The organism is Kribbella sp. NPDC004875 (assembly GCF_042873375.1).
Lineage (GTDB): Bacteria > Actinomycetota > Actinomycetes > Propionibacteriales > Kribbellaceae > Kribbella.
On sequence record NZ_JBIALI010000001.1, the window covers coordinates 1,170,937 to 1,193,060 of the forward strand.

General features: G+C 68.5%; 21 protein-coding genes. 10 read left to right on the forward strand and 11 right to left on the reverse strand.

The features are described 5' to 3' along the window. Positions 1-108 precede the first annotated feature (108 nt). The 4 genes from ACFYRH_RS05580 (at position 109) to ACFYRH_RS05595 (ending at position 4,428) form a co-directional block, all read left to right on the forward strand. Positions 109-1,158 carry a hypothetical protein gene (locus tag ACFYRH_RS05580; protein ID WP_387768583.1) on the forward strand — a complete coding sequence of 350 codons (1,050 nt, stop codon included), beginning with the start codon at positions 109-111 and terminating at the stop codon, positions 1,156-1,158. After that, on the forward strand, positions 1,155-2,447 hold the full coding sequence (locus tag ACFYRH_RS05585) for a peptidoglycan-binding protein (protein ID WP_387768586.1): 1,293 nt from the start codon (positions 1,155-1,157) through the stop codon (positions 2,445-2,447). Before ACFYRH_RS05580 ends, ACFYRH_RS05585 begins: the two co-directional genes overlap by 4 nt. Then, positions 2,444-3,136, forward strand: a complete 693-nt coding sequence (locus ACFYRH_RS05590; RefSeq protein WP_387768589.1) for an ABC transporter ATP-binding protein — start codon at positions 2,444-2,446, stop codon at positions 3,134-3,136. The genes ACFYRH_RS05585 and ACFYRH_RS05590 overlap by 4 nt, the downstream gene beginning before the upstream one ends. A 113-nt stretch (positions 3,137-3,249) precedes the next feature. Further along, the gene (locus ACFYRH_RS05595; protein WP_387768592.1) at positions 3,250-4,428 is read left to right on the forward strand and encodes an ABC transporter permease; all 1,179 of its coding nucleotides are present in this window, start codon (positions 3,250-3,252) and stop codon (positions 4,426-4,428) included. Here the strand turns inward: ACFYRH_RS05595 and ACFYRH_RS05600 are convergent. Beyond that, on the reverse strand, positions 4,330-5,679 hold the full coding sequence (locus ACFYRH_RS05600) for an MFS transporter (protein WP_387768595.1): 1,350 nt from the start codon (positions 5,677-5,679) through the stop codon (positions 4,330-4,332). The genes ACFYRH_RS05595 and ACFYRH_RS05600 overlap by 99 nt on opposite strands. Positions 5,680-5,794: 115 nt before the next feature. Continuing rightward, complete coding sequence (locus ACFYRH_RS05605) at positions 5,795-6,274, reverse strand: DUF4188 domain-containing protein (RefSeq protein WP_387768597.1); 480 nt, start codon at positions 6,272-6,274, stop codon at positions 5,795-5,797. A 222-nt stretch (positions 6,275-6,496) separates the two neighbouring features. Here ACFYRH_RS05605 and ACFYRH_RS05610 point away from each other — a divergent pair, with 222 nt between their 5' ends. From ACFYRH_RS05610 to ACFYRH_RS05620, 3 genes are read left to right on the forward strand one after another with little or no spacing between them, the layout of a single operon-like run. Beyond that, positions 6,497-7,342 carry an SAM-dependent methyltransferase gene (locus ACFYRH_RS05610; protein WP_387768600.1) on the forward strand — a complete coding sequence of 282 codons (846 nt, stop codon included), beginning with the start codon at positions 6,497-6,499 and terminating at the stop codon, positions 7,340-7,342. Between the two features lie 9 nt (positions 7,343-7,351). Beyond that, a complete protein-coding gene (locus tag ACFYRH_RS05615) occupies positions 7,352-7,768 on the forward strand; it encodes an acyl-CoA thioesterase (protein WP_387768603.1) in 417 nt (138 codons plus the stop codon). Continuing rightward, positions 7,765-8,871, forward strand: a complete 1,107-nt coding sequence (locus tag ACFYRH_RS05620; RefSeq protein WP_387768605.1) for a zinc-dependent alcohol dehydrogenase family protein — start codon at positions 7,765-7,767, stop codon at positions 8,869-8,871. Before ACFYRH_RS05615 ends, ACFYRH_RS05620 begins: the two co-directional genes overlap by 4 nt. Here the strand turns inward: ACFYRH_RS05620 and ACFYRH_RS05625 are convergent. Beyond that, entirely contained in the window at positions 8,853-9,323 is a 471-nt protein-coding gene (locus ACFYRH_RS05625; RefSeq protein ID WP_387768608.1) for a YciI family protein, read from the reverse strand. The two genes, ACFYRH_RS05620 and ACFYRH_RS05625, sit on opposite strands and share 19 nt — an antisense overlap. 138 nt (positions 9,324-9,461) lie before the next feature. On the opposite strand from ACFYRH_RS05625, the gene ACFYRH_RS05630 reads away from it, so the two are divergent. Then, complete coding sequence (locus ACFYRH_RS05630; protein WP_387768611.1) at positions 9,462-10,907, forward strand: M12 family metallo-peptidase; 1,446 nt, start codon at positions 9,462-9,464, stop codon at positions 10,905-10,907. Between the two features lie 94 nt (positions 10,908-11,001). Next, positions 11,002-12,432: a pre-peptidase C-terminal domain-containing protein gene (locus tag ACFYRH_RS05635; protein WP_387768614.1), complete on the forward strand. Its 1,431-nt coding sequence runs from the start codon at positions 11,002-11,004 to the stop codon at positions 12,430-12,432. Positions 12,433-12,494: 62 nt separating this feature from the next. On the opposite strand, the gene ACFYRH_RS05640 is transcribed toward ACFYRH_RS05635, so the two are convergent. The 7 genes from ACFYRH_RS05640 to ACFYRH_RS05670 all read right to left on the reverse strand — a co-directional run bounded on the left by ACFYRH_RS05640 (position 12,495) and on the right by ACFYRH_RS05670 (position 18,290). Beyond that, the gene (locus tag ACFYRH_RS05640; RefSeq protein ID WP_387768617.1) at positions 12,495-13,682 is read right to left on the reverse strand and encodes a M20 family metallopeptidase; all 1,188 of its coding nucleotides are present in this window, start codon (positions 13,680-13,682) and stop codon (positions 12,495-12,497) included. Between the two features lie 146 nt (positions 13,683-13,828). Next, positions 13,829-14,890: a hypothetical protein gene (locus ACFYRH_RS05645; RefSeq protein WP_387768620.1), complete on the reverse strand. Its 1,062-nt coding sequence runs from the start codon at positions 14,888-14,890 to the stop codon at positions 13,829-13,831. Next, positions 14,887-15,102 (reverse strand): hypothetical protein, encoded by a 216-nt coding sequence (locus ACFYRH_RS05650; RefSeq protein ID WP_387768622.1) that lies wholly within the window; start codon positions 15,100-15,102, stop codon positions 14,887-14,889. Before ACFYRH_RS05650 ends, ACFYRH_RS05645 begins: the two co-directional genes overlap by 4 nt. An 85-nt stretch (positions 15,103-15,187) precedes the next feature. After that, complete coding sequence (locus ACFYRH_RS05655; protein ID WP_387768625.1) at positions 15,188-16,018, reverse strand: DUF72 domain-containing protein; 831 nt, start codon at positions 16,016-16,018, stop codon at positions 15,188-15,190. Between the two features lie 2 nt (positions 16,019-16,020). After that, on the reverse strand, positions 16,021-16,560 hold the full coding sequence (locus tag ACFYRH_RS05660) for a GNAT family N-acetyltransferase (protein ID WP_387768628.1): 540 nt from the start codon (positions 16,558-16,560) through the stop codon (positions 16,021-16,023). Positions 16,561-16,629: 69 nt separating this feature from the next. Continuing rightward, positions 16,630-17,709, reverse strand: a complete 1,080-nt coding sequence (locus ACFYRH_RS05665) for an inositol-3-phosphate synthase (protein WP_387768631.1) — start codon at positions 17,707-17,709, stop codon at positions 16,630-16,632. Then, positions 17,706-18,290, reverse strand: a complete 585-nt coding sequence (locus ACFYRH_RS05670) for a helix-turn-helix transcriptional regulator (protein ID WP_387768634.1) — start codon at positions 18,288-18,290, stop codon at positions 17,706-17,708. Before ACFYRH_RS05670 ends, ACFYRH_RS05665 begins: the two co-directional genes overlap by 4 nt. A gap of 215 nt (positions 18,291-18,505) precedes the next feature. On the opposite strand from ACFYRH_RS05670, the gene ACFYRH_RS05675 reads away from it, so the two are divergent. Then, complete coding sequence (locus tag ACFYRH_RS05675; RefSeq protein ID WP_387768636.1) at positions 18,506-19,999, forward strand: short-chain fatty acid transporter; 1,494 nt, start codon at positions 18,506-18,508, stop codon at positions 19,997-19,999. On the opposite strand, the gene ACFYRH_RS05680 is transcribed toward ACFYRH_RS05675, so the two are convergent. Further along, positions 19,992-22,106 carry a family 43 glycosylhydrolase gene (locus tag ACFYRH_RS05680; protein WP_387768639.1) on the reverse strand — a complete coding sequence of 705 codons (2,115 nt, stop codon included), beginning with the start codon at positions 22,104-22,106 and terminating at the stop codon, positions 19,992-19,994. The two genes, ACFYRH_RS05675 and ACFYRH_RS05680, sit on opposite strands and share 8 nt — an antisense overlap. Positions 22,107-22,124 lie beyond the last annotated feature (18 nt).

Genomic DNA, 22,124 nt, shown 5'->3' on the forward strand with positions numbered 1-22,124 from the left:
TCAATGTCGCTGACCTTCATGAGAATCCTGTGAAGATCGGCTGAGAGCATCAGGTGCATACCGGTCCTTCACAGGTTCTTCACGGCGCCGGCGGCACGCTCCATCACCATGAAGACAACAGCAGCTCTCGCCGTGCTGGCCGTCCTGGCGCTGGCCGGGTGTGGGAACGACAAGGCGCCGGTCGCGTCGGGTGACCAGAAGAGCGACAAGAGCCCGCTCGCGGAGTACATGGGGGACGGCTTCGTCAGTTCGGGCGGCGGTTCGGGGTTCCGGGTCGCGATGCGGGCCGGCGGCGCGCAGCAACCGAGCGACGAGGAGCTCGCCAAGCAGCGCAAGGTCGAGGACGCCACCGCCGCCTGTATGAAGACGGCCGGCTTCGAGTATGTCGCCGTACCGCCGGAGCAGAACGCGAAGAGCAAGTTCAGCGACGCGTTCAACCTGCCGGCCGACAAGTTCGCCGAGCAGTACGGGTACGGCATCAGCACGATCGACTGGTCGAAGGCCGGCGACGACGACTCGAACCCGAACACCAAGATTCGCAACGCGCTGTCGCCGAACGCGCAGAAGGCGTACGACAAGGCGCTGAACGGACCGAACGCGACCGGCAACGGCGCCGTGGTGGTCCAGGGGAATGGCCCGAGCACGAGCGGGGAGATGGACCTGGGCTGTCGCGGCAAGGCGGTCGAGGAGGTCTACGGCAAGGGCGAGGACCGGGCGGCGAGCTTCAAGAAGTTCGAGAGCCTGTTCAAGGACATTCAGGCGCTGCAGAAGCGAATCGACTCCGACCAGCGAATCGTCGATGCGACCACCGGGTGGTCGGACTGCATGGCCGACGCCGGCCACACGGGCCTCAAGAAGCCTGACGACCCGCGGCAGCAGGTACAGGCGAAGCTGGACGCGCTGACCGGTAACCAGCCGCCGCCGAAGGGTGGCCCGAGCAAGACGATCACCGGCCCGCCGTCGTTCGACAAGGTCGACGCGACGAAGCTGTCCGAGCTGCGCAAATTCGAGATCGACCTCGCCACCGCCGACCAGAAGTGCAAGGCCAAGGGGTACGACGACGCGTACAAGAAGGTGCAGTACGAGGCCGAGAAGGAATTCGTCGACCAGCACAAGGCCGAGCTCGAGGCGTACCGCGACGAGATGGCGAACCGGTGACCGCTTCACCCAAGTCCCGTCGCCGGGTGCTGGTCGGGGTGTCCGCGGTGGCCGCCCTCTCGCTCGGCGTCGGCGTGGCCGCGGGCACCCGGATCACCTCGCCCGAGGACGCGGCCGCGAAGACCGCGCCGCCGAAGGCGTCCCAGATCACCGTGCCGGTGGCGAGGAAGGCGCTGTCCAGCAAGGTGGTCGGCCGGGGTGACGCCTCGTTCGACGGTGCGGTGAACATCCGGGTCGAGACCAGCGGGCTGACCACGCCGCCGATCGTGACCGGCAAGGTGCCGGCGGTCGGGTCGACGATCACCGAGGGCAAGGCACTCCTGGAGATCACCGGGCGGCCGGTGATCGGACTGGCCGGCGTCCTGCCGATGTACCGGACGCTGTCCCCGGGCAGCAAGGGTCCGGACGTGCTGCAGCTCGAGCAGACGCTCGACCGGCTCGGGTTCGATCCGGGCGACGTCGACGACGAGTACGACCTCAACACGTCGGCCGCGGTCGAGCAGCTCTACGAGAAGGCCGGGTACGACGCTCCGGAGCCGGACCCGCAGCTGAAACAGGCGGTCGACCAGGCGAAGAAGCAGGTCGACGCGGCGAAGAAGCAGCTCCGCCAGGCGCAGTCGCAGCTGAAGGCGGCCAAGGACGCCAAGGCAAAGGACACCTCGGTGCAGCAAGGTGCGGTCGACGACGCGGAGGCGAACCTCTCCGACGCCCAGGACGCGCGCAGCGAGGCCGAGACCAAGGCAGGCACCCCGCTCCCGGTGTCCGAGGTCGTGTACGTGAAGACGCTGCCGCGCCGGGTCGACGACGTGAAGGTCGAGCGCGGCGGGACGGTCAACGGCGTGGTGATGTCGGCGAGTGGCGCGTCCCTGGTCGTCGTCCTGAAGGTCGACGCGGAGACCGCGCAGCGCCTGAAGGCGGGCCTCGCGGCATCCCTCGACCTGGACGGTACGGCGATCGCCGCGAAGGTCCGCCGGATCACCAAGAACGGGAACCAGTACGACGTGGTGGTCGCACCGAACGCGTTGACCGCGAGTCAGCTGGCCCTGCTGCGGGACGCGAACGTCCGGGTGACGATCCCGGTGAAGAGCACGAGCGGCAAGGTTCTCGCCGTACCCGTGGCGGCCGTGTCGTCCGGGTCGGACGGCGGGTCGCGGGTCGAGGTACTGCGGAACGGGAAGGTTGAGCTGGTCCCGGTCACGGTCGGGCTGTCCGCCGACGGGTTCGCGCAGGTCACGCCGAAGGGCGACGCGAAGCTGTCCGAGGGCGACCAGGTGGTGGTCGGACGATGACCGCGACAGCGGTGGCCCTGCCGGCTCCGGTCGTCGAGATGATCGGCGTACGGCGGTTCTTCCCCGGGCCGCCCGAAGTACGGGCCATCAAAGGGGTCGATCTGACCATCGGGCAGGGGGAGTACCTGTCGATCGTGGGACCGTCCGGGTCCGGGAAGTCGACGCTGCTGCATCTGCTCGGGCTGCTCGACAACCCGACCGACGGGGTCTACCGGCTCGACGGAGTGGACACGATGAGCCTGCGCGAGCGGCGGCGCGCCGTACTGCGCGGGGAACGGATCGGGTTCGTCTTCCAGTCGTTCCACCTGCTCGACCACCGCACCGTCCTGGAGAACGTCGCACTGTCGATGGTGTACGTCGGCATTCCGCGGCGCGAGCGGATGGCGCGGGCGCGGGTCGCACTGGAACGGGTCGGGCTGGCGCACCGGATGGAGTTCGCGCCGACCACGCTCTCGGGCGGTGAACGGCAGCGCGTCGCGATCGCGCGGGCGCTGGTCGCCGAACCGAGCCTGCTGCTCGCCGACGAGCCGACCGGCAACCTGGACAGTGCCAACGCGGAGGCGATCCTGCAAGTCTTCGACGAACTGCACGGCGAGGGCATGACGCTCGCTGTCATCACGCACGACGCGCACGTCAGTCGCCGGGCCCAGCGCCAGGTCCGCATCGTCGACGGAACTCTCCAGTGGTAACCCAGGCAGGCCCCCCGGATCCCGCCGGCGGGCCGTCCACGTCGCGGCGCGGTCTGCGCCGCCGATTCGTCCGCAGATCCCTGCGCCGGCGATCCAGACCGGCGCTGCGAGATTTGCTGGACGAGGCGCTGGCCGGTGTGGCCGCTCGTCCCACCCGACTGATCCTCACCACGCTCGGCACCGTGCTGGGCGTCGCCGCACTGGTGGGGACGGTCGGGCTGGGGCAGACCGCGGCCGGACAGATCACGCAGCGGTTCGACCTGGCCGCGGCCACCCGGGTGGTCGTGCAACCGGACGACAAAGGTGGACAAGAAGGAGAGGCCGCGACACAACTGCCGTGGGATGCACCAGACCGCATCAAGCGGCTGAACGGCGTCGAGGCAGTCGGCACGGTCAGCAACCTGGAGGTAGGCGACGACCTGGTCCAGAACGTGACGGGTCTGGACAGCGGTGCGGGGAAGGCACTGCAGGTGATGGCGGGTTCGGCCGGCCTGTGGGACGCCGTTCGTGCGGAGCTGAAGACCGGGCGGTTCTTCGACGACGGTCACGACCGGCGCGCCGACAAAGTGGTTGTCCTCGGCAAGCATGCGGCCGAGCGTCTCGGCATCAACCGGGTCGACTCGCAGCCGGCCGTGTTCATCGGTGACGAGCCGTACACGGTGATCGGCATCCTCGACTCGGTCAGTGGTCGCGCCGAACTCAACGACGCGGTGATCATGCCGAACGGCGCTGCGCGTCAGGCGTACGACCTCGAGTCCCCGGACGCGGTCGAGATCCGTACCGCGGTCGGCGCCGCGCAGCTGATCGCCGAGCAGGCCCCGATCGCGATCGAGCCGAACAACCCGAGCACGCTGCGCGTCGACGCGCCGCCGAAGCAGGGCGCCGTACGCAAGGGTGTCGAGTCCGACCTGAACGCGCTGTTCCTGCTGCTCGGTGCCGTCGCGCTCCTGGTCGGCGGTCTCGGGATCGCGAACGTCACGCTGCTGTCCGTCCTGGAACGGATCTCGGAGATCGGCCTGCGCCGGGCGCTCGGGGCGGCCCGAAGACACATCGCCCTGCAGTTCCTGGTGGAGAGCGTGATCGTCGGCTTCCTCGGCGGACTACTCGGTACGGCGGTCGGTGTCCTGCTCACCGTCGGGGTGTCGTGGATCCGGGACTGGACGCCGATCCTGGACAACCGCCTCGCGTTCGGTTCACCCCTGCTGGGTGCGTTCATCGGTCTGATCGCCGGCACGTATCCCGCCTGGAAGGCCTCCGCCATCCAGCCGATCACCGCGCTGCGCGGCACGTGAACTGAGCCGCCCGTACACCAGGGCGGTGGTCGCGAACCCGAGCACGATGAACGCCAGCACCGGATAGGACTTCCCGCTGTCGGGCAGGATCGCCGCGCCGAGCGCGGCCGCGGAGACCTGCCCGACGTTGTAGATCATGTCGTACAGCGCGAACACCCGGCCGCGGTACACGTCGTCGACACCCGTCTGCACGAGGGTGTCGACGCTGATCTTCACGCCCTGCGCACAGAACCCGGTGAGGAACCCGCCGATCACCATCGCCGGCTGCGTGAACAGCCCCATCGGTACGGCGGTCACCACTGCCGCGGCCACGAACAGCGCTGTGATCCACTGACGCAGCAGCATCACTCGCGTGCCCCACGGCGTGACGAGCGCAGCCACGAACAACCCCGCACCCACCGCACCGGTCGCGATCGCCAGTGCACCGAACGCTTGATCCAGCTGACCGGGGCCGTAGAAGTAGTTGCGGTACAGCAGGATCATCAGGACCGTCATCAGCCCGAAGAAGAACCGCAGCGAGCCGATCGCGGCCAGGCCGAGCGCGGCCTGCCGGCGCTCGCGCAGATGCCGGGCGCCGTCCACCAGTCCGGTGGCGATGCTCCGCAGCGCCTCGCCGATACCTGGCTCGTCGCCCTTGAGGTCCGGGCCGAGTTGGTCGCGCCGCAGCCGGAGGGCGAGCAGTGCGGCCGCCGTGTAGATGACGACGGTCAGGCCGAGGACGAGCAGGTCCGAGTCGGCGAGCAGTTTCACCCCTGCGCCAATGCCGCCGCCGACGAGGAAGAGCGCCGTACCGGACGTTGGAGTGACCGCGTTGGCCATCACCAGCTCGTCGCGCTCGACGACGTGCGGGAGACCGGCGGACAGTCCGGACAGCAGGAACCGGTTGACGCCGAGAGTGAGCAGCACGGCGAGATAGAACGGCACGCCCGCGTTGTCGACCGCGACGAGCGCGCCGACGCCGACGACCAGGGCCGCCCGGGTCAGGTTCGCGGCGAACAGGATCTGGCGCCGGGACCAGCGGTCGAGCAGGACGCCGGTGAACGGTCCGAGGATCGAATACGGCAGCAGGGACACCGCGAACAGACCGGCGATCGCGGCCGCGTCCGGCGCCCGTTCCGGCGAGAACAGCACGTACGACGCCAGTGCGACCTGGAAGACCCCGTCCCCACACTGCGACGTCAGCCGTACCGCGAACAGCCGCCGGAAATCGCGCCGCTGCACCAGCGTCCACAAGTCCCGGATGAACCGCACGCCTGCACTGTAACCGCAGGCCGGGACGCCCAGACCATCACAATCCTCGCCGTCCGGCGCCGTCCCGCGTGGCCGGGCCGGTCTGTGGGTGTTGTGATGGCCTGGAGATTCGTGACTAGTCCTTGTGCTGGAGACGTTCGGCCGCGGACTCGCCGCGTTTGCCGACCGGTTCGACGCCGCGCACCCGGCCGAGGCCGAACAGCGGCATGTTGCCGTAGATCGTCTCGGTGTGGCCGGCGGGGACGACGTACGTCTCGTGCCAGATCCCGACCGCGCCGCCCTTGAACGAGTTCCGGAAGTACTCGACCCACGCCGGCCGGTGCGTCCGCCCGTCGTCGTTCGCGAACGCCTGCAGCTTCTCGATCGACTCCCAGTACTGGATCAACGTGACACCCCGCCACGTCGGCAGCGTCCGGAAGCCGAGCAGCCCGCTGTCCTTGTCCTTCATCAGCTCCCGCAGCATCGGGCCCATCGCCCGCAGGACCGGCACCCACTCGCGCGGCTTGAACACCGAGTTGACCCGCATCCCGATCAGGAACACGACCACCTCACCGTCGTACGCCGCCGTCTGCCGCCCCCGAATCACGTCACCCATGTCGCCCCCTCGCGGTTCAGTGGACTGTCCACCACAGCTGAGTCTCAGTGAACCGTCCGGCGAATGCTGAATTCAATCCTCTGTAAAGGCCGTCGGCGGACGCGCCCGAGCCGATGGCAATGGCTCCGTCGAGCGGTAGTCTCGTGCTGCCGGTGTCACGGTGCGTCGCACACCGGTTACGATGATTCCTCAGTTCTGAACCGCAGCGCGGATGGGATATTCATGGCTGAATCGCAGGACGCCGACGTCGACCCGCGGATGTACGAACAGCTGAAGCTGGATCGCCCGCACGGCGCCCGGGTGTACGACTACTTCCTGGGTGGCAAGGACAACTTCGCGATGGACCGGCAGGCGGCCGAGCACCTGTTGCAGGCGTTCCCGGGCTTCCGTACCGCCGCGTTGTCGAACCGGATGTGGATGCACCGTGCCGCGAAGTACGCGGCCGAGCAGGGCATCACCCAGTTCCTCGACATCGGCACCGGCATCCCCACCAGCCCGAACCTGCACGAGGTCGTCCAGAAGATCACCCCGGCCGCACACGTCGTGTACGCCGACAACGACCCGATCGTGCTGGCGCACTCGCGCGCGCTGCTGGTGAGCACGCCGGAAGGTAAGACCGCGTACCTCGAGGCCGACGTCACCGACCCGCAGGCGATCCTGCAGTCGGACGAGGTCAAGGAGCTCATCGACTTCAGCAAGCCGGTCGCGCTCAGCATCGTCGGCGTCTTCCACTACCTGCCGGACGCCCTGCAGCCGTACGACCTGGTCCGTCAGCTGGTCGAGCCGCTGGCCCCGGGCTCGCTGCTGATCTTCTCGCACTGTACGCCGGACTTCGCGCCGGAGCTGTGGGAGCGGGCGATGGTGGTCTACAAGGCCGACGGCGGCGACGCGCAGGTGCGCAGCAAGGAAGAGGTCACCCGCTTCTTCGACGGCACCGAGCTGGTCGAGCCGGGCGTCGTGTCGCCGTTCCGCTGGTACCCCGACGACGAGACCCAGCGTCTGGTCGACAAGGGCGAGTTCACCGACGTGATGTGCAGCCTCTGGGTCGGCGTCGGCCGCAAGCCGTAGTTTGTCGGGATGGACCGGAGCGCGTATCCGCACCACCTGCCGATCACCTTGCGGTGGAAGGACAACGACGTCTACGGCCATGTCAACAACGTCGAGTACTACAGCTTCTTCGACACGGTCATCAACGACTTCCTGATCCGCCTCGGTGGGCTCGACATCCACCGGGGCGAGGTGATCGGGTTGTGCGTGGACTCGCAGTGCACGTTCAAGCAGCCGCTCGAGTTCCCCGGCGTCGTCGACGCCGGCCTGCGCTGCGGTCAGCTGGGTAACTCCAGCGTGCGGTACGAGATCGGCCTGTTCCGGGAGGGCTCCGACGAGCCCGCCGCGACCGGCCGGTTCGTGCACGTCTTCGTCGGGCGGCACGATCGCCGCCCGGTGCCGGTCCCGGACCGGATCCGCGAGGCACTCGAAGGGATCACGGGATGATCGTGCGCGGCGCCGTACTCCGGGAGATGGGCCTGCCGGCACCGTACGCCGAATCGAGGCCGCTGCGGGTCGAAGAACTGGAGCTGGCGCCGCCGGGGCCGGGTGAGTTGCTGGTCCGGATCCGGGCGGCCGGGTTGTGCCACTCGGATCTGTCGGTGATCGACGGGTCCCGACCGCGGGTGATGCCGATGCTGCTCGGCCACGAGGCGACCGGTGAGGTCGTGGAGTCGGCGGCGCCCGGGTTCGCGCCAGGCGACGTGATCGCCTGCGCCTTCGTCCCGGCCTGCGGTGGGTGTGCGCCGTGTGCCGAGGGGCGGGCTGCGTTGTGTGAGCCGGGTGCCGCCGCGAACACCGCGGGCACGTTGCTCTCGGGGTCGCGCCGGCTGGACGGCGTACACCACCATCTGGGCGTCTCCGGTTTCGCGGATCACGCGGTGGTGTCCGCGCAGTCGGCGGTGAAGATCGATCCAACACTGCCGCCGGAGATCGCCGCGCTGTTCGGGTGTGCGGTCATGACGGGCGTCGGCGCGGTCGTGAACACGGCGCAGGTCCGGGCCGGCCGGAGTGCGGTGGTCTTCGGCCTCGGTGGTGTCGGGCTGTCGGCGTTGCTCGGCGCTGTTCTCGTCGGAGCGCATCCGATCGTCGCGGTGGACGTCGTACCGTCGAAGCTCGCGCTGGCACGGGATTTGGGTGCGACGACCGTCGTCGACGCCCGGGACGGCGATGCGGTCGAGCAGATCCGGGACGCGACCGCGGGCGGCGCCGACTACGCCTTCGAGACCGTCGGGAGCGCGAAGGTGCTCGAGCAGGCGTATGCCGCGACGCGCCGCGGCGGCACCACCGTCACGGTCGGGCTACCGCATCCGTCGCAGGCGTTCAGCGTCCCGGCGGTCAGCCTGGTCGCGGAGGAACGCACGGTGAAGGGCTCGTACCTCGGTTCGTCGGTGCCGTCCCGCGACATCCCGCGGTACGTCGCCCTCTACCGTGCCGGCCGCCTCCCGGTCGACCGTCTGCTGACCGCGACGGTCCGCCTCGACGACCTGAACCGGGCCTTCGACGACCTCGCCGCCGGTACGTCGATCCGTCAGGTGCTGCTCTTCTGAACCTTCTCCAGGTTCTCGGCGGCCTTCCGGAAGGTGTCCTCGTTCCGGTCCCGCGCCTCGTCGGTGTAGTTGTCACCGAAGTAGTCGGCGGTCGGCACCGGCCGGATCTCCAGCAGCCCGGACGTGTCGGGTTCGCCGGCGCCGAGGGCGTCCGCCGCGATGCAGCGCCACCCCCACTCCATCGCCTCCTCGCGGGACGCCACCTCGATCAGGCAGAACCCGGCGATCAGCTCCTTGGTCTCAGTGAACGGACCGTCGACCACGCGCCGCTTGCCCTCGTCCAGTTGGAGCCGGAAGCCGTGCGAACTCGGCAGCAGCCCGTCGCCCGCGAGCAGGACGCCCTTCTCCGCCATCTCGGCCATCACCAGACCCATCGCGGTCAGGCTCTCCTCGGACGGCAGCCCGCCGGATTCGGAGACGTCATTGGCCTTGAAGATCATCATGAAACGCATCGGGAGCCCCTCCCAAGTCGGCGTTAAATCCCGAGACGAATCTATACAGCGGCAGGGACTTTCCGGCAGGCTACCGAGGGTGCGTGCCCGCGCACGAGATGTGAGGCCAGTCCGGAGTCCCTGAGGAGGACCCCAACCATGCGCACCCGCCCCCGCCGGATCGGCGCGCTCGCCGCCGCCGGTGTCGCCGCTTTCGGAGCGCTGGCCGTCGTGGTCGGCAACCAAGCCGACGCCCAGCAGCCCGCTCCGCTCCCGATCGACCAATTGCTCGGCCAGGAGCTGCAAGGACAGGCCGCGCTCGGCCGGGTCCAGTCCCGACTCGCCGAGGTAGCCGGCCAGAACCAGCTGTCCGCCGGCAACCTGCGCCAGATTCTCGCGACCGACCGTACCGCCTGGCTGGACCAGGCCGGCAAGCTCTTCTACCGCGAGCCGGTCGCCACCGGCAGCGAGCTGAAGACCGCCGCCGTGGCGTCGCCGCGCTGGGCGACGCAGTCCGTCGCCGCCGCGACCGGGCCGGCCTTCGAGCTGCACAGCAAGCCGGGTTCGAAGCGGGTCATCTACCTCGACTTCACCGGCCACACCATCACGGGTACAGCGTGGAACACGAACGGCAAACCGGCGACGGTCAAGGTCGCGGCGTACGACACCGACGGGGACACGAGTAACTGGAGCGCCGCCGAGCAGGACGTCGTACACGATGTGTGGGCGCGGGTTGCCGAGGACTACGCACCGTTCGACGTGGACGTGACGACGCAGGAGCCGTCGGCCGCCGCGATCGACCGGAGCGGTTCGGCGGACGACCAGTACGGGACGCGTGTGGTGATCGACCCGGGCACCTGGTACCAGTCCGGCTGTGGATGCGGCGGCGTCGCGTACGTCGGGGTGTACGACAACACCAGCAAGCACGCGTACTACCAGCCGGCTCTCGTCTTCACCAAGGGTGTCGGCACCGGCGCGAAGAACATCGCTGAGGCCGCCGCGCACGAGGCCGGCCACAACGTCGGCCTGAGCCACGACGGTACGGCGTCGGTCGGGTACTACGCCGGGCACGGAGCCTGGGCGCCGATCATGGGCGTCGGCTACTCCAAGGCGATCAGCCAATGGAGCAAGGGTGAGTACTCGGGTGCCAACAACAAGGAAGACGACTTCGCGGTGATCGGCCAGAACGGGTTGGCGCTGCGGGCCGACGACCACGGCAACGGCACCGGCACCGCGACCGCGCTCACGCTGGGCACGAGCGTGAAGGGCATCTACGCGAGTGACGCGGACGTCGACATGTTCCGGATCGACCTGCGGGCCGGCACGTTCAAGTTCGCCGCGAACTCCGCGGCGACCGGCGCCGACCTGGACATCAAGCTCCAGTTGCTGGACTCCTCCGGTGCGGTCGTCGCCACGGCCAACCCCGCAGCCGGGCAGTCCAGCGCCGCGACGCCGACCGGGCTGAGCGCGAGCATCAGCCGCCAGGTCACAACCGGCCGCTACTACCTGAAGGTCGTGAACACCGGGTACGGCGACCCGCTCAACACCGGCTACTCCACGTACGGCAGTCGCGGCGCCTACTCGGTCCGCGTCACCACCGCCTGACACCGAGCCACCCGGGGCCGTCGATCCCACCGAGATCGACGGCCCCGGGTCTTTGGGGGGACCCGCCCGCGGGGGGACGTGAGGAGGAACCCGAATGAACAAGATCCGCCGCACCGGCGCGCTCGCGTGTGCTGGTGCCGTCGTTTTCGGAGGGCTGGCCGTCGCACTCGGCGGCCAGGCCGATGCGCAACAGACGCCGATCGACCAGTTGCTGGCCCAGCCGTTGGCCGGTGGACAGGCGCTCGGCAAGGTCCAGTCGCGGCTGGCCGAGGTGGCCGTGCACAACGGTCTGCCGACTGAGCAGTTGCGGCAGATCCTGGCCACCGACAAGACCGCGTGGCTCGATGCCGACAGCAAACTGTTCTTCCGCGAGCCCGGTCTGACCAGCGCTCAGAAGGCTCCCGAGGCCGCGCCGCGCTGGGCGCGCGCCGCTGTTGACGGCGCGACCGGTCCGGCGTTCGAGCTGCACAGCAAGCCTGGTTCGAACCGCGTCATCTACCTGGACTTCGACGGTCACACCATCACCGGTACGGCGTGGAACGCGTCGAAAGGTGTGGACCCGGTCAACGTCTCGGCGTACGACACCGATGGTGACCCGGCGAACTTCAGCACCGCCGAGCAGGACGTCGTCCGCGAGGTGTGGGCGCGCGTCGCGGAGGACTACGCGACGTTCGACGTGGATGTGACGACGCAGGAGCCGCCGCAGTCCGCGATCGACCGGTCGGGGGCGTCGGACGAGCAGTACGGAACGCGAGTACTGATCGACCCGGATACCTGGTATCAGTCCGGGTGCGGTTGTGGCGGCGTCGCGTACGTCGGGGTGTACGACAACACCAGTCAGCACGACTACTACCAGCCGGCGCTGGTGTTCACCAAGGGAGTCGGGACCGGCGCGAAGAACCTCGCCGAGGCCGCGTCGCACGAGGCGGGCCACACGGTCGGGCTGAGTCACGACGGGACCTCGACAGTCGGGTACTACCAAGGTCACGGCGCCTGGGCGCCGATCATGGGCGTGGGTTACTACCGCGGCATCAGTCAGTGGAGCAAGGGTGAGTACGCCGACGCGAACAACAAGGAAGACGACTACGCGGTCGTCGGGTCGCACGGCCTCGCACTGCGGGCTGACGAGGCCGGTGACACGGTCGGCGACGCTGGGGCGCTGACCGTCGGTACGCCGGTCTCGGGGATCATCGCGCAGGAAGATGACACCGACGTCTACCGTGTCGATGTGGGGGCCGCCGGCAACTACACCGCGACGGCGAGCCCGGCTGCGACCGGCGGCAACCTGGACATCAAGCTGGACCTGCTGGACAGCTCCGGCGCCGTCGTCGCCTCGAACGACCCGGCCTCCGGCCAGAGCGACGCCGGTACGCCGACGGGCCTCGGCGCGAGTGTTAGCGGCAACCTTCAGCCGGGTACGTACTACCTGCGGATCGACAACGTGGGCTATGGCGACCCGCTGAACACCGGGTACTCGACGTACGGCAGTCGCGGCGCCTACACCCTCGGCATCACGCCCTCCTGATCCCCTGTGGCTGGTCGGTCTCTGGCGGACCGACCAGCCACAGGCTCACTTCTTGTGCGATCTCAGGTCGGTAGGAGGTGCCTGGTCGCGAGGTGCGCCAGCGCCGCTGCTTGATCGGCGAGGACCGCGTCGTCGAACCTCACGATGCTGGAGTGGTTCGACGGCGCCTCCGCGGCGGACACGTCGTCCGGTCGCGCACCGACCATCGCGAACGTGCCCGGCACCTCCCGCAGCACCATCGAGAAGTCCTCAGCACCCATCAACGGGTTCTCGAGCCGCTCGACCCGATCCGCTCCGAACAGTCCGGACAGCGCCTGGATCGTCTCCTCCGTACGTCCCGCGTCGTTCACCGTCACCGGGTACTGCGGGTTGAGTCGCGCGTCGACCGTGCATCCGTGTGCCGCCGCGATCTGCTCCGCCAGCGCCGGCAGCTCACGGGTCAGCTGGTCGAGCATCGCGTCGGACAACGTGCGCACGGTCGCCCCGAGGCGGGCGGTGTTCGGGATGACGTTGATCGCGACACCGGCCTCCAGTTGCGTCACCGTGATCACGACCGGGTCGAACACGCTCACCCGGCGCGTCGTGTACGCCTGCAATGCCAGCACCAGCTCGGCCACCACCGGCACCGGATCCACCGTTGTCGCGGGCATCGACCCGTGTCCGCCCTTCCCGCGCACGGTGATGTGCAGCTGGTTCGAGCTGGCCATCATCGTGCCCGGCCGGAGCTGGAACGTGCCCTTCGCCGCCTGCGCCCAGACGTGCAGCGCGTACGCCGCGACCGGCTTGTCACCCGTCGCTTCCAGCAGCCCTTCGCGCACCATGTACCCGGCGCCGCCGAGCCCTTCCTCGCCCGGCTGGAACATGAAGATCACGTTCCCGTGGAGTTCCTCGCGATGCGCACTCAGCAGCCGCGCCGCACCGACCAGACCCGTGGTGTGCAGGTCGTGGCCGCAGGCATGCATGTTCCCGTTCTCCGCGGCGTAGTCGAGACCCGTTTCCTCGACCACCGGCAACGCGTCCATGTCCCCGCGCAACAACACCGTCGGCCCGGGCGCGCCGCCTCGCAGTACCCCGACCACCGAGGTCACCTCGTTGCCTGTGGTCACCTCCAGCGGCAGCCCCGCGATCGCGTCCATCACCGTCGCCTGAGTCCGCGGCAACACCAGCCCGACCTCAGGCTCGCGATGCAACTCGCGCCGCAACTCCACCAGCCCGGCCTGCAGCTCGCGACTCTCACTCACCAATTCCATCCACCACTCCTTCCGTCACCCCGCGCCCGCCACCGTACCCACCCCCGACCCAATCCGCCCCGAGCCGCCTGCTGCACCCGATGGACAGCTCGGATTTGCGTTCTCCTCCGCGAAGGCTCCGGTCCGCAGCTGCTGGGCGAGGCAGGCTACTGGGCGGGGCGGTGGAGGCCTCCTCTGGTCAGGCGGGGGCTGGTGTGTGCGGGGCGGAGGTGGGTGTTGGCCGGGCGGGGTGCGGTGGGGGGAGCGATGCCGGTGAGGGCCGCATGATGCGGGGGTGGGATCTGGTGAGTGGGCGTTGGCGCGTGCCGAGTGGGCGGTAGGGCGTGGCCGGTAGATGAGGAGACGGCTAGGGCGGTTGAGGTGGGGGTGAAGAGGGAGGCGGATTCGGCGGTGCGGATTTCGTGGTTGAGGTGGTCGAGGATGTGGTCGGCGGTGGAGAGGGACTTGGCGGTGGCGAAGCTGGGGGCGGTGAGTTCGTAGGCGTCGAGGTGTGCGAGGCCGGAACGCAAGGTGTTCTCGAGGCGGGAACGGGTCATGACGCCAGGCGGCAGCTCCAGATCAGGGAGGCGGGTGGAGTTGTAGACGAGGTCGACCAGTAGCGGGAACTGACCGTCGGCGGTCTGGCGGTTGAGGAGGTCGAGGACCTCGCCGCGGCGGAGGCCGTTGCGGTTCTCCAGGTCGGCGCTGAGCTTGCGGACGGCGGGCACGAACGCGGCGTAGTACCCCGGCGCCTGGACGGAATTGATGCCGGGAGCAACTCGGTCGATGCCTAGCCGGTGGATGTACTCGTCGAGGTGGTCCTGAGCCCAGGCTTCGGTGACGCCTTCCTCCAGCTCACGGCTGCCGGGTTTGAGGAACGCTTCGCGCGCCGACTCCTGGGTGGAGCCGGACGGGCCGAGGAAGTGCGCATGTTCGTGGAGCAGTGTGGCCAGGGCCTCGCGGTAGCGGGCGAGGGTGGGGATGGCGTGGTCCTCACCGGCGTGCTCGTACAGATGATGCAGTGGATCGAGGATGGACTCGCGGTCGAGGTACAGCGTGCCGTCCCAGTGCGCCAACCCGAGGACCCCGGCGGGCGCCTCGGCGATCTGCCCGTTCCACGCCGAATGCTCGGCGCCGGCGAGATCGCGAGCGATCTCCCCGCTGCGGGCAAGGAGCTCAGCGGCCGAGGCCGGGACGGGAGGACTCGGCGCGATCGTCGCGGTGGTCACGAGCGGAACGCGATCGCGAGCCGGACGAGCGAGTCCGCGGTACGGCGGAAGCGGGCCTGGTCGTGCGGATCGTCGGCGTCGGCCGCGAGTCGCCCGAGCTCGGTGATCAGCCAGTCCGCCCGAGCCTGCCTCTCGTCGCTAGGCGAGACAGGTGCAACAGACGCGACAGATCCGGCAGGTGCGAACGGCGCCGTACCGTTGGGGTGCTCCATGTGATGTCCTCCCGAGGTGTGAAGTCGGCGGAGAACATACGGAGATCGACCACGAAATCCGCGGCCACTTCGAAGCTGTGGATAACTAGAACAGAGTCGGCGGTTCGGTGGCGACGGGCTCCGCGAGCGGGGCCAACGAGGGCACGATTGCCGCGACAGTCGCGTGGAAGCGGCGCGCGAGATTGAGAGCCTCGGCGTTGTCCGGGGTGTGCAGGAAGACCGTCGGGGAGCGGCCCTCGGACAGCCAGTTCACGACCAGGTCGACGAGGTACGACCAGCCCTCGACGGTCTCGTCGACGGAGTCCCGGCCGATGTAGCGGACGATCGGGTGACCGGTGAGCGCGCGCGTCCGCCGAGCCACTCGCGGCTTCTTCATCCAGGCGTCGCGCTCCGCCAGGCTTGTCGGGCGGCGACCGAACAGCGTGCCGGTGTCGAACGGGACCCACTCCGCGTTCGCGCGTGCCAACACGCGTTCCAGGTTGGCGGCCGCGCTCGGGTCCTCGAAGAACGCGCGGTGGCGGACCTCGACGGCGTACCGGAACTCGCGGGGTGCGTGGTGCAGGAACGCGGCGAGGGTGCCGAGGTCGGTGGGTGAGAACGCCGCCGGCAGTTGGATCCACAGGGCGTGGTTGCGCGGGCCGAGCGGTTCGACCGCGGCGACGAACTCGCGGAGCTCTGCGTCGACGTTGGTCAGTCGGCGCTCATGGCTGATGACCTGCGGCAGCTTCACCACGAAGCGGAAGTCCGGTGGTGTCTGCTCAGCCCAGTGAGCCACCGAGGACACGGACGGTGTCGCGTAGAACGTCGTGTTGCTCTCGACCGCGTTGCACCACGAGGCGTACGACCGCAGCTTCTCGCGACTCGGCTGCGGCCAGGCAGGATGCGTCCACTGCGCACATCCGACATGAAGCGGCACGACTACAACGCTCGCACGTACTGCCGGCAGACATGCACTCGCGCGAACCGCTCCCGCATCGCAGCCTCGGCCGAGATCGGCGCATGCATGAACGCGGACATCACCTTGTCGACACCCTCAGGCGCCGCAAGCGTCTCGTCGTCCTGCCAGGACTTGTAGACATGCAGATAGCGGAAGTTCTCCACAAACCCCGACCGCTGGTACCAGGCGTTCGCCGACGCATCCCCACGCGTCCACGCATCCAGTACGCCGACCTTCAGCCGAGGCAGCACCGCCTCGAGCAGCTGGGCGGCGAGCCCGCGTCGCTGGTGATCCGGGTGTACGGCGAGTACGTCGATCGTCGCGCGATCCGCGAGGATCTCGACGTCCATCAGCCCGATCACCGTGTCGTCCTGCACCGCCACGAGACGGTGCGCCGGGTTCTCGAACGACGGACGGGTCACGACGACGTCGTCGAAGTACTCCGTGGTCAAGAAGCTGAGGACTCGGCAGCGAAGCCAGCTGGTGGCGTCGGAGTCTTGGTACTCGCGGATCTCGGTCATCCGGCGCCATGATCGCACGCTGCCCCGCGACCCGGGAGGGGTGCGGGGCGGCGTGCTGTCAGAACGGGGTCAGCGCTCGACCTCGCCGCGGATGAACTTCTCGACGAGCTCGCGGCAGACGTCGTCGGCGTACTGCTCCGGCGGCGACTTCATGAAGTACGACGAGGCGGAGAGGATCGGGCCGCCGATGCCGCGGTCCTTGGCGATCTTCGCGGCGCGGATCGCGTCGATGATGATGCCGGCCGAGTTCGGGGAGTCCCAGACCTCGAGCTTGTACTCCAGCGACAGCGGGACGTCGCCGAAGTTGCGGCCCTCGAGCCGGATGAACGCCCACTTGCGGTCGTCCAGCCAGGCCACGTAGTCGGACGGGCCGATGTGGACGTTGCGGTCCTCGATCTCCGCACGCAGCTGCGAGGTGACGGACTGCGTCTTGCTGATCTTCTTGGACTCCAGCCGCTCCCGCTCGAGCATGTTCTTGAAGTCCATGTTGCCGCCGACGTTCAGCTGGTACGTGCGGTCCACGGTGACACCGCGGTCCTCGAACAGCTTGGTCAGCACGCGGTGCGTGATGGTGGCACCGATCTGCGACTTGATGTCGTCGCCGACGATCGGCAGACCGGCCGCGGTGAACTTGTCCGCCCACTCCTTGGTGCCGGCGATGAACACCGGCAGCGCGTTCACGAACGCGACACCCGCGTCGATCGCGCACTGCGCGTAGAACTTCGCCGCCTGCTCCGAACCGACCGGCAGGTAGCAGACCAGGACGTCGACCTGCGCCTCGCGCAGCGCCGCGACCACGTCGACCGGGTCCGCGTCGGACTCGGTGATGGTCTCCCGGTAGTACTTGCCGAGGCCGTCGAGGGTGTGACCACGCTGGACGGTGATGCCCGTCGGGGGCACGTCGCAGATCTTGATCGTGTTGTTCTCGCTGGCGCCGATCGCGTCGGCGAGGTCCAGGCCGACCTTCTTGCCGTCGACGTCGAAGGCGGCCACGAACTGCACGTCGCGGACGTGGTAGTCGCCGAACTGGACGTGCATCAGACCCGGGACGCGCTCCTCGGGCTTGGCGTCGCGGTAGTAGTGCACGCCCTGGACGAGCGAGCTTGCGCAGTTGCCGACGCCGACGATCGCTACGCGGATCGAGGTCATCTGGATTCTCCTTGAGTAGGCGGGTGGTGCTGGTCAGGGGGCCGCTGGTGCCGCCGCTCGCCGTCGATCAACTCGGACAGCCAGCGGACCTCGCGCTCGGCCGACTCCAGGCCGTGCCGTTGCAGTTCGAGGGTGTAGGCATCGACCCGCTCCGCCGTCCGGCTCATCGCCGCCCGGAAGTTGGCCAGCCGCTCCTCCATCCGGGCCTTGCGGCCCTCGAGGATGCGCAACCGGGTGGCCGGATCGGTCCGGCCGAAGAACGAGAAGCGGACGCCGAAGGTGTCGTCCTCCCAGGCCGACGGGCCGGCCTCGTGCATCGCGTGCGCGAAGTAGTCCTTGCCGTCGGCGGTGATCGTGTAGACGATCTTGGGCCTGCGACCCGACTCCGGCGTCCCGGGGTCGGCCGTGATCAGCCCGTTGCGGAGCATCGCTTTCAGGCACGGGTAGAGCGAACCGAACGACAGCACGCGTCCCCACCCGAACTGGGCGTTGACGCGCTTGCGGAGCTCGTAGCCGTGCATCGGCGCTTCGTGCAGCAGACCGAGTACGGCGAGCTCCAGGACACCACTGCGGTTTCCCATGAGTCACCTCCCACGGTCTAGTTTGTCATGACCTGATGTATCGGTTCGATACATCGCACCGCCACTGTAAACAGACGCCAGGCCTGTGGACAAGCCCTAACAAAGTCGTTGTTTGTCACCTCATCGGACCGCCGCGCCCGGAAACCTGTTACGTCAGGCGCCGATCTGCGTTAATCGAATGACAACTCAGAGTCGTGGTCCAGGAGCGGAGGGTCATGGCCGACGTCCATGCGAAGCACGCCAAGTCCGATGTCGAGACCGACGGGCTACTCGCCCGCGTGGCGCTGCGGTTCACCGCGTTCACCGAGAAATGGCTGCCGGACGCGTTCGGGTTCGTCCTGGTCGGCACGTTCGTGGTGCTGCTGTTCGGCCTGCTCACCGGCGAGCCGTTGCTGAAGCGGCCCGACGACCCGGCCGCGACAAAAGGCTTCGGGCTGGTCGACGCGTGGGGCATCGGGTTCTGGTCGCTGATCACGTTCACCCTGCAGATGGCGATGATCATCATCGGTGGGTACGCCGTCGCAACCAGCGGACCGGTCGCGCGGCTGATCACCAGGCTGGCGCGGATCCCGAAGAGTCCGCGGAGCGCGGTCGCGTTCGTCGCCGCGGTCGCGATGCTGGCGTCGTACCTGAACTGGGCGTTCAGTCTGATCTTCGCTGCGATCCTGGCGCGCGAAGTGGCGCGGAACGTGCCGAAGGCGGACTACCGGGCGCTGGGCGCGATGGCGTTCCTAGGGCTCGGGACCGTCTGGGCACAGGGGCTGTCGGGCTCCGCGGCGTTGCAGGTGGCGAGCGCGAGCAGCAGCCCGCCGCCGGTGCAGGAAGTCATCAAGGCAAGCGGTCACGCGAGCGGACTGATCCCGCTCAGCGACACGATCTTCACCTGGCAGGCACTCGTCGCGACGCTGATCGTGTACGTCGTCGGTGTCGGGATGGCGTGGTTCATCGCACCAGGCGAGGGCACTGCGCGGACCGCGGACGACATCGGGATCGAACTCAAACCGCTCATCGGCAGAGGGTCGGCGTACAACGGAAAGCGGGGCAACGGGGATCGCCAGGAGACGCGCAGGCCTGGTGACTGGTTGGAGCACTCACCACTGTTCAGTCTGCTGATCGTGCTGCTCGGTGCGGTCTACCTCGTTCGCTACTTCAGTGGGAAGAGCTTCTTCAACGCACTGGATCTCAACACGGTCAACCTGATCCTGTTCCTGCTCGCACTACTTTTGCAGTGGCGCCCGTGGCGGATGGCCCGTGCGGTGCGTGACGGAGCGCCCGCGGCAGCCGGCGTGCTACTCCAGTTCCCCTTGTACGGCGGGATTTTCGGGATGATCGCCTACACGGGGATCTCCGGGCGATTGGCCGGCTGGTTGGTGCACGCGAGTAACCAGTTCCTGTTCCCGCCGCTGGTCGCGATCTACTCGTGTGTCCTCGGCATCTTCGTCCCGAGTGGCGGCAGCAAGTGGGTGATCGAGGCGCCGTACGTGCTGCAGGCCGCCAACGAACTCAAGGTGGACGCCGGCTGGATGGTCGTCGTGTACGACCTGGGGGAGGCGAGCGCCAACCTGCTGCAACCGTTCTGGATGCTGCCGACGCTCGCCATTCTCGGCCTGAAGGCGCGAGACATCATGGGCTACACGTTCACGATGTTCCTGGCCTGCTTCCCCGCCGCACTGATCGCCGTGACGCTCTTGGCGCCACACGTCACCTAGTGACTCTAAAATATTCGAACTGCGCGGTCGCCTTGCCGTACTGCGTTTCTGTCTGTGCTGACGACCCCTGCGACACCAGTCCGATCCGGGGCGTCGTACCGGCGGGCAGCGTCCACGCCGCACCCCACACCCAGTGCTTGCCGTCCGTGCTGGACGCAGCGCGGTACCGGTGCTCACCAGTCTGCGGTACGACGTCATGCGCGAGCCGCAACCAGGTGGTTTCGGCCGGCGGACCGATCATCGCACCGCCGAACGTCACCACCGACGGCGCACCGACCGGAGTGAACCGCATCCGCTTGCCGAACTCGACGAACCGTCCGGTGCCGCCGGCAACGTGATCGAGTCGCATCCAGTTCTCATCGTCCAGATAGACCAGCAGACCGGCCTGCTGGTAGTTCCGCACGGTGTCGGTGCCGACGTCCAGCTTCAGCTTGGTCTCCACGACGAAGTCGCCGGTCGGCTGATCACGCAGCAGCAGCGACGCCTTGGAGGCGGTGTTGTTGTCAGTCAGGTCGTTCGTCTCGGTCTTCCACTGCAGTGCGCCGTTGCTGACAGTGGCGTCCGCACTGGTGTTCCGCCATGTCCAGCCGGAGCCGAGTCCGCGCGTGAACTCGTCGGAGTACTGCTGGTCGACCCGACCGATGCGAGGGGTCGGAGCGGCACGCGTGACCGGCTTGTAGAGCGGCGCGACCGAGAAGTTGCCGGCCGCACCGACCGGTCCTGCCGAGCCCGCAGGTCGTGCGACCGGAAGCGCGATGGTGGCCAGCGGGTCCCCGAGTCGGTCCTCACTGAACTCCGCAGTCGCCTGGTGACCGCGGACCTCCAACGAGACCGTGCCCGGGACCTTCAGTGGAAGCTGTGCGGTTCGCGTGAAGCCACTGGAGGTTGTCAGCCGGAGTTGCCCGTTGGCGATGACGGCCGTCGCGCCGCGAGCGGTGACGCCCTGACTGGAGACAGACACGTCGGCCTCGGCGCGGACGTCGCCTGCCGGAGCGCCTGACGTAGTAACCGGTGCGATCTTGCTCGACTCACTCGGTCCGGTTCCTGCGTTGACGGTAGGCCAGCCGTCGATCCAGTCGAGACGGTCCAGCAGCATCGGGCGGAGCAGCCATCCGTTGGAGTTCGTCACGAACGGGTCGGTCCGGTCGACCGCGTGGTACGCGAACCACTGCTGACCACTCAGGTCCGTCACGATCGACGAGTGCCCGGTGCCGACCCAGCGGTTGCCGTTCGACGCGACGACCGGCGTGCCTCCGGTGCGCGACGCGTTCAGGTCGTTGCCCAGACGATCCACGAAGGGTCCCAGCGGACTACGGGAGCGGCCCGCGAAGACGGCGTACCCCGTGGTGGGGCCGGCGCAGCAGTTCGAGGACGAGCCGAACAAGTAGTAGTACCCGTCGTGCTTCACGACGTACGGGCCCTCGAAGCGGTCGCGTGCCACGTCGGTGACGGCACCGACGGTCCGCAGTCCGTCAGCGGTCAGCCGTACGACGTGGATGCCGCCGTTGTAGCTGCCCCAGTACAGGTACCGCGTACCGTCCGTGTCCGTGAACTCGGCCGGGTCGATGGTCCACTGGAATCCGCCACCGGACGCCGGCCGTGGCGCGACAACCGGTGCACCGGAGTCGGTCCACGGGCCCGCCGGCGTCGGTGCGGTCGCCGCACCGATCGCGTAGTCCCAGTTGTCCGGCGTGGTCGTCGTGTTGTGGACCGTGAAGTACAGCACGTACTTCCCGTCGACGTACCGGATGTCCGGGGCCCAGAACCCGCTGGTCGGGTCGGCCCAGGTCGGCCGGTTGTCCGCACCGAACACGGAGCCGACCTTCTCCCAGTGCGTCAGGTCTCGGGAGCGGGCGATCTTGTACGAGTCGCCGTCGTGCCCGTCTTTCGCGTACGGGCCGCCGGTCGAGTACGCGTACCACCAGCCGTCCCGGCCCTTGATCATCGAGGGGTCCGGGAAGTCGGCGGAGTACCCGGCGGTGACGGGGTTGGCGTAGCCGGTGGACGGCGGGGCCGCGGCGTGGGGCACGGGCGCGGCGTGGGCGACGGAGGTGGCCAGCAGAGTCAGGCCGGCGGCGAGCAGTGAGAGGCGGATCACAGTCCCCACCCAAGGCCAACCCTGCAA